Origin of the sequence: Shimia aestuarii, assembly GCF_900114635.1 — a bacterium.
GTDB lineage: Bacteria > Pseudomonadota > Alphaproteobacteria > Rhodobacterales > Rhodobacteraceae > Shimia > Shimia aestuarii.
In genome coordinates this window covers 226,847-234,497 of the sequence record NZ_FOTQ01000007.1, presented here as the reverse complement: position 1 = coordinate 234,497, position 7,651 = coordinate 226,847, and the positions used below count along the sequence as shown (strand labels likewise).

The following is a 7,651-nucleotide window of genomic DNA, read 5'->3' as shown; positions in this document are numbered from 1 at the left end:
GATGAAAACGGGTGCTGGGTGGCCTCATCCAAGACACGACCAAAGATACGCTACCGGGGGCGGCAAGTCTCAGCGGCGCGGTTCGTCTACTGCGTGGTCAACCGGGCGGTACTCGATGGGTCGACGGTGGTTCGCCATCGATGCCATAACAAGTGCTGCGTCCGGCCAGAGCACCTGATTGAGGGGTCGGCAGCGGATAACAAGCGAGACGACTGGGACTACTGGGCGAATGGGGTCGACTTCGATCTGCTCTAGCCACCTGTGGCGTGGGCCTTCAGCACTCGCACTGGAGGCTCCCGACCCACCCTCAGCACCCGCCACGGGTGCCCGGGGTGCCTTCTCCACCGCTCTCGTAGCACGCTGCCTAGGCTCCAGCATGACCCCAACCACTGGGGCACAAACAGGGGCATTCTCAGGACCCTCGGGGTGCCTGACTTCTTGTTCTACTGATCTTAAGGAAGATGGCTGGGGTGGTAGGATTCGAACCTACGATACACGGTACCAAAAACCGCTGCCTTACCACTTGGCTACACCCCAACGGTGAGCGGCTAAGTAGCGGGTGGATTGGGAGTCTGCAAGACCCCAACTGCACTTTTTGACAAAAAAAACGACCGCCGATCCGGGTCGGAACCTTGCGTCACTTTTTGTGGTGAAGATGGACATGCCCGGACCGGCGGGCGCATGCTCAGCTCAACCGGAATGCAGGGAGGATTGCACATGTTTTTGGGTATGCGGCCAGAAGTCGAGAAACAGTTGGAACAGGTCAAGGACATGATCCGGGATGAGATCATGCCGTTGGAAGAGGAATACCATGCCGAGATCGGCAAGGGCGATCGCTGGACCTATACGCCGCGCCAGGCAGAGATTCTTGAAGGGTTGAAAGCCAAGGCGCGCGAGCGGGGACTCTGGAATTTCTGGTTGACCGACAGCGCGCGGGGATTGGGGCTAACAACCGTGGAATACGCCTATTTCGCCGAGGAAATGGGCAAGACGCCGATGGGCGCGGAAGTGTTCAACTGTGCAGCGCCGGACACAGGCAACATGGAAGTGTTCGAGCGCTATGGTTCAGATGCGATGAAGGAACAGTGGCTGAAGCCGCTTCTGAATGGTGACATCCGTTCGGCCTACCTGATGACCGAACCGGACGTGGCCAGCTCGGACGCGACCAATGTTTCGATGCCCTGTGTCGCGGACGGGGATGACTATGTTCTCAACGGTGAGAAATACTGGTCCTCGGGGGCGGGGGATCCGCGCTGCAAGGTCTATATCGTGATGGTCAAGACCGGGGGCGAGGAGATGCCTGTGCACCAGCGCCAGTCGATGATCGTGGTGCCTGCAGACACGCCCGGGATCGAGGTTCTGCGTCCGATGATGGTCTATGGTCATGATGACGCCCCCCATGGACATATGCATATCCGGTTCACGAATGTACGTGTGCCCAAGGAAAACATCCTTTTGGGGGAAGGGCGCGGGTTCGAGATTGCGCAAGGCCGCCTTGGACCGGGAAGGATTCACCATTGCATGCGCGCCATCGGACAGGCCGAAGCGGCGCTTGAGCGGATGTGCAAACGCGCGCTGGAACGCGAAGCCTTTGGTAAGCCGCTGGCGCATCTCGGCGCGAACTACGACATCATTGCCAATTGCCGGATGGAGATCGAGCAGGCGCGCCTGTTGTGCCTCAAGACGGCCTGGATGATGGACCAGGGAGACGCGCGGGCCGCAGCGCCCTGGATCAGCCAGATCAAGGTGATCGCACCGAACGTGGCGCTTAAGGTGATCGACGAGGCGGTGCAGATGCATGGTGGCACCGGGGTGAGCCAGGACACGCCGCTGGCCATTGCCTGGACGCAGGTGCGCACGTTGCGTCTTGCCGATGGGCCGGATGCGGTGCACCGCCGTCAGGTGGCGCGCAAGGAGCTCAAGAAATACACCCAGCAGAAGGTGTGATTGCGGACGTCGGTATTGCGTCGGTAAAATGTCGGTATCGCGTCGGTGCAAAGTTCTGCGCGACATTCAATCGGGGGGCCTGTCGGTCCCCCGTTTTCCGTTGGGGGCTGCTTCAGATGAACGGAACCAAAGGCACGCCACCGCAGGCGCTGAGTGTCAGAAGGGTTCCCAGAAGGATCGCAATACGCATGAGGCTTGTCCCGGTCTGCTGGTTGTATTGCCGACAGACTGGCAGGGCCGGGGCGGGTTGGTCAATGACAGATCACTCGGCGGGGCAGTGCGCCAATGCCTCGATCCGCTCGGCATCGGGTCGGTGACCGGCCCATGCGGTGTCGGGCAGGGTTGTCAGGGCGTCCTGCAATGCCGTTACCTGTTCCGGCGTTCGCAACTTTTTCTTGCGCAGGAGACGCATGGCGAAACAGTCCGCCTCGGCCTCGGTGTTGTAGTCGGGGATAAGCGCGTGGTGGCCGCATTCATGGGCCAGGAAGAAATCGCGCGCCGGTTCGGGGAAGGTTGACAGGATCTCGGGGTTGAGGAGGATCACCGCCCGCCCGCGCGCATTCATGGTGGCTCCGCCCACGGTTTTCAGCGTTGCATCACCAAGATAGGGCACTTCCATTCCCTGCCACGAGCGGCAGGTTAGCGGCTGTGCTTCGACGGCGGCGGCGGTGCCCAGGCAGAGGATCAGGGCGAGGCTGAGCGGTTTCATTGGGTGATGCTCCGTGGTTTTCGCGAGGTTCTCGCGTGGGTTTCACGCGGTGTTCCGACGCAGCTTAGCCGAAGCGGGCGCGTTGGAAGGCGACATAGGTCAAGTGCGGCGGTTTTTTTGAAGGGACGCAGGCGAGTCGGTGTAGACTTGGCGTTGCGCAAAGGGAGAAGGTACCATGTCAGCGAGCCGTGTTCTGATTTCCAATGGCAACCCGATGGAGAAGATCGTCGGGTTCAGCCGTGCCATACGAGTGGGACCGTTCATCGCCGTTGGCGGCACGGCGCCGGTCGATGCCGATGGTAAAACGGTGGGGGTGGGCGATGTCTTTGCCCAGACCCGACAATGTTTCGAGATCATCAAAGCGGCGCTTGAAGAGGCCGGTTCTGGTTTGCAGGACGTCGTGCGCACGCGGGTGATCCTGACTGATATCGACAATTGGAAACAGGCCATCGAGGCGCGCAAGCTTTATTGTCTCGATGCCCGACCGGTGGACACGATCATGGCGGTGAACCGGTTCGTGAACCCGGAATGGCTGGTCGAGATCGAAGTGGACGCGGTGGTCGCAGAGTAGGGGCAGGATGCGACGACCCGACCTCGCGGGCGCGATTTGATGCCGGGCGCGGTTGTCGCTATGACAGGGCAGGTGGTCATGATCCCGGAGTCCTGATGTCTCACAAGTTTGCCCTGTGGTCGATCCCGGTGGCTGTTGCCGTCTTTCTTCTGAAACTGTTGGCGTGGCACTGGACCGGGTCGGTGGCGTTGTTGTCGGATGCGCTGGAATCGATTGTCAATGTTGTGGCGGCGATGATCGCGTTTTATGCGGTGCAGTTGTCGGCCAAACCTGCGGATGACAAGCACCCGTTTGGCCACAGCAAGGCGGAGTACCTGTCGGCGGTGGCTGAGGGGGCAATGATCCTGCTGGCAGCGTTGTTGGTGATGCGTGAGGCGATTGGAGCGCTGCCAGACCCGTCGTTGAAGGACGCCCCCATGGCTGGGATCGTGGTCAACATGGTGGCCGCGGGGATCAACGCCGCGTGGGCGATGACGCTGATGCGGGTGGGGCGGGCCAATCGTTCGCCGGCTCTGGTGGCCAGCGCGCGCCATATCCTGACGGACGTGTTTACCTCGGTCGGGGTGGTTGTGGGCCTTGGGTTGGCGTTGGCGACGGGGTGGATGATCCTTGATCCGATTCTGGCGATCCTCGTGGCGCTGAACATCCTGCGGGAAGGGTGGAAGGTGCTCTCGGAATCGGTGGATGGGTTGATGGATGCGTCAGTGAATGACGGCGAGTTGCAGGCCATCGAAGCGGCGGTGTCAGGAGCATCAGAGGGGGCGCTGCAGGTGCACGACCTGCGCGCGCGCAGGTCGGCCTCGATCGTCTTTGTCGAGATGCATCTCGTGGTGCCCAAGACGATGAGCGTGGGGGCCGCGCATGACATCTGTGACCGGATCGAGGCGGCCGTGAAGGAGGTGCTCCCGGTGGCGCGCACGACGGTGCATGTGGAGCCGGAAAGCGAGCTCATATAAGGATTGGCAAAGAAAAAGGCCCGGGCAGAACCCGGGCCTTTCATTGGGAAGGGTGTCGTGCTTACCCCTGAAGCGAACGCACCTCGATTTCGCCTTCTTCGCGCGCCTTCATCGCCCGCGCGGCGGCGTGGGCGGCGGCGGCGGTGGTGAAGTAGGGGATCTTGTCAAACAGGGCGACCGAGCGGATTTCGCGGCTGTCGGAGACAGCCTGAGAGCCTTCGGTGGTGTTCATGACCAGCACCACGTCGCCGTTCTTCAGAAGGTCGACCACGTTGGGTCGGCCTTCGTAGACCTTGTTGACCACATCGCAGGTGACGCCGTTCTCGGCGAACCAGCCCTGGGTGCCGCGTGTGGCCACGAGTGTGAAGCCCATCTCAAGCAGGATTTGCGCCGCTTCGAGCATCTGGGGCGTCTTGTCTTCATCCTTGATCGAGATGAAGACCTTGCCCGAGGTCGGCAGGACCATGCCCGCGCCCATCTGTGCCTTGAGGAATGCGCGGGCAAAGGAGCGGTCCCACCCCATGACTTCGCCCGTGGAGCGCATTTCCGGACCCAGGATCGTGTCGACGCCGGGGAAGCGGTTGAAGGGCATCACGGCCTCTTTCACCGAGAACCACGGCATGTTCGGGTCGGCCAGCGTCATCTGGTCGGCGATGGGTTGCGGGGTCGAGATGTCGGCGCCCTCTTCGTAGGGAGGACGCTGAGGGAAGTTCGAAAGCGGTTCGCCCGCCATCAGGCGTGCGGCAATCGAGGCGATGGCGCTGTCGGTGGCCTTGGCGACGAAGGGCACCGTGCGGCTGGCGCGGGGGTTGACTTCGATGAGGTAAATTTCGCCGTCCTTGACCGCGAACTGCACATTCATCAGGCCCACCACGTTGAGCGCCTTGGCGAGCGCCACGGTCTGGCGCTTGATCTCTTCGATCGTGTCGGCGGCCAGCGAGTAGGGAGGCAGTGAACAGGCGCTGTCGCCCGAGTGCACGCCCGCCTCTTCGATGTGCTGCATGATGCCTGCGATATGGACGCCTTCGCCGTCACAAAGCGCGTCGACGTCGAGTTCCGTCGCGCCGGACAGGTAGCTGTCGAGCAGGACCGGGCTGTCTCCCGAAACCACCACGGCCTCTTTGATGTAGCGTTCCAGCTGGGCCATGTCGCGCACGATTTCCATGGCGCGGCCCCCCAGCACATAGGAGGGGCGGATCACCAGCGGAAAGCCGATCTCTTCGGCGATCTTGAGCGCTTCGGCGTCGGTCGAAGCAATGCCGTTCAGCGGCTGTTTCAGGTTCAGCTCGTTCACCAGCGCCTGGAAGCGTTCGCGGTCTTCGGCGAGGTCGATGGCGTCGGGTGTGGTGCCGAGGATCGGAATACCCTCGTCATGCAGCGCGTTGGCGAGTTTCAGCGGGGTCTGGCCGCCGAATTGAACGATGACGCCGTGCAGGGTGCCGTTTTCCTGTTCCACGCGGAGGATTTCCATCACGTGTTCAAAGGTTAGCGGTTCGAAATACAGACGGTCGGAGGTGTCATAGTCGGTCGAGACGGTCTCGGGGTTGCAGTTGACCATGATGGTTTCATAGCCCTGATCAGTCAGCGCGAAACAGGCATGACAGCAGCAATAGTCAAACTCGATCCCTTGCCCGATCCGGTTCGGACCGCCACCAAGGATGACGACTTTTTTCTTGTCCGAGGGGCGCGCTTCGCATTCCACGTCGCCCATCATGGGCGCTTCGTAGGTGGAATACATGTAAGGGGTTTGCGCTTCGAATTCGGCGGCACAGGTGTCGATGCGTTTGAACACGGCGGTGACGCCCGCGTTCACACGCTTGTTGCGCACGTCGCGTTCCTTGTAGCCGGTCAGCTTGGCAAGGCGGGCGTCGGTAAAGCCCAGCATCTTGAGCTTGCGCAGGCCTGCCTCGTCCGAGGGCAGGCCATTGGCGCGCACCTCTTCCTCGGCCTCGACAATTTCGCGGATCCGGGCGAGGAACCACGGGTCGAAATGGGTGACGGCGTTGATTTCGTCGTCGCTCAGACCGTGGCGCATGGCCTGCGCAATGGTGCGCATACGGTCCGGGGTCTGCTGCGAGATGGCCTTGATCACGGCGGCCTTGTCCGGCGCGCCTTCAATGGCGACCTCGTCAAAGCCGGTGAGACCGGATTCCATCGAGGCGAGCGCTTTTTGCAGCGACTCGTGGATGGTGCGGCCAATAGCCATGGCTTCGCCTACGGATTTCATGGCCGTGGTCAGGTAGGGCTCGGAGCCCGGGAATTTCTCGAAAGCGAATTTCGGGATTTTGGTCACGACATAGTCGATGGTCGGCTCGAACGAGGCGGGCGTGACCTTGGTGATGTCGTTGTCGAGCTCATCAAGGGTAAAGCCCACGGCCAGCTTGGCGGCGATCTTGGCAATCGGGAAACCCGTCGCTTTGGAGGCCAGCGCCGAAGAGCGCGACACGCGCGGGTTCATTTCAATGACGACCATGCGGCCATCAACCGGGTTCACGGCCCATTGCACGTTGGAGCCGCCGGTTTCCACACCGATCTCGCGCAGCACGTTGATCGAGTGCGTGCGCATGATCTGATATTCCTTGTCGGTCAGCGTCAGCGCGGGGGCGACGGTGATCGAGTCGCCGGTATGCACGCCCATCGGGTCGACGTTTTCGATGGCGCAGACGATAATGGCGTTGTCAGCCTTGTCGCGGACAACCTCCATTTCAAATTCTTTCCAGCCCAGCAGGCTTTCATCGACGAGGATCTGGTTCACGGGCGAGGCGTCCATGCCCGAGCGGCAGAAGTGGATATAGTCCTCGCGGTTATAGGCTACGCCACCGCCGGTGCCGCCAAGGGTAAAGGCGGGGCGGATGATGGCGGGAAGACCGATGTCTTCCAACTCTTCCAGCGCGAGGCGCACACCTTCTTCGAGGTCGGCTTCGCCGTTTTCCTTCTTGGGGGCGGTGACAATCGCGGCGCGCGGGTTTTCGATGCCGAGGCGATCCATGGCTTCTCGGAACAGTTTGCGGTCTTCGGCCATTTCGATGGCGTCCCGCTTGGCACCGATCATCTCGACGCCATATTTTTCGAGCACACCCATTTCCTCGAGCGCAAGCGAGGTGTTGAGGCCGGTCTGACCGCCCATGGTGGGCAGGAGCGCGTCGGGGCGCTCTTTCTCGATGATCTTGGCGACGGTGTCGGGCGTGATCGGTTCGATATAGGTGGCGTCCGCGAGGCCCGGGTCGGTCATGATTGTCGCCGGGTTCGAGTTCACGAGAATGACGCGATAGCCTTCTTCGCGCAGCGCCTTACAGGCTTGCGCCCCGGAATAGTCGAATTCACAGGCTTGACCGATCACGATGGGACCGGCCCCGATGATCATGATCGAGGAGATGTCGGTTCTTTTGGGCATGGCAGACCTCGGGCTAGGGCGGGCGATGGAGTGAGGAGTCGCCCGGATGCGCAAATTGTCGTGGGTTATAGACA

6 protein-coding genes and 1 tRNA gene are annotated in these 7,651 nt (G+C 61.5%); 4 read left to right on the top strand and 3 right to left on the bottom strand.

All coding sequences use genetic code 11. From position 1 onward, the window contains the following. Positions 1–18: 18 nt before the first annotated feature. Positions 19–255, top strand: coding sequence for an HNH endonuclease (locus BMZ35_RS21315; protein WP_423227763.1), 237 nt, complete (start codon positions 19–21; stop codon positions 253–255). A 207-nt stretch (positions 256–462) separates the two neighbouring features. Here BMZ35_RS21315 and BMZ35_RS16420 read toward each other — a convergent pair. Continuing rightward, positions 463–537, bottom strand: a tRNA-Gln gene (locus tag BMZ35_RS16420). A gap of 174 nt (positions 538–711) precedes the next feature. Between BMZ35_RS16420 and BMZ35_RS16415 the strand changes: the two genes are divergently transcribed. Beyond that, positions 712–1,947, top strand: a complete 1,236-nt coding sequence (locus tag BMZ35_RS16415; protein ID WP_093095160.1) for an acyl-CoA dehydrogenase family protein — start codon at positions 712–714, stop codon at positions 1,945–1,947. Positions 1,948–2,209: 262 nt separating this feature from the next. On the opposite strand, the gene BMZ35_RS16410 is transcribed toward BMZ35_RS16415, so the two are convergent. Beyond that, positions 2,210–2,656, bottom strand: coding sequence for a M78 family metallopeptidase domain-containing protein (locus tag BMZ35_RS16410; protein WP_093095119.1), 447 nt, complete (start codon positions 2,654–2,656; stop codon positions 2,210–2,212). 175 nt (positions 2,657–2,831) lie between these two features. Here BMZ35_RS16410 and BMZ35_RS16405 point away from each other — a divergent pair, with 175 nt between their 5' ends. Beyond that, positions 2,832–3,227: a RidA family protein gene (locus BMZ35_RS16405; RefSeq protein ID WP_242654832.1), complete on the top strand. Its 396-nt coding sequence runs from the start codon at positions 2,832–2,834 to the stop codon at positions 3,225–3,227. A 95-nt stretch (positions 3,228–3,322) separates the two neighbouring features. After that, a complete protein-coding gene (locus BMZ35_RS16400; protein WP_093095118.1) occupies positions 3,323–4,183 on the top strand; it encodes a cation diffusion facilitator family transporter in 861 nt (286 codons plus the stop codon). Between the two features lie 61 nt (positions 4,184–4,244). On the opposite strand, the gene carB is transcribed toward BMZ35_RS16400, so the two are convergent. Beyond that, positions 4,245–7,577, bottom strand: coding sequence for a carbamoyl-phosphate synthase large subunit (carB, locus tag BMZ35_RS16395; RefSeq protein ID WP_093095117.1), 3,333 nt, complete (start codon positions 7,575–7,577; stop codon positions 4,245–4,247). Positions 7,578–7,651: the final 74 nt, after the last annotated feature.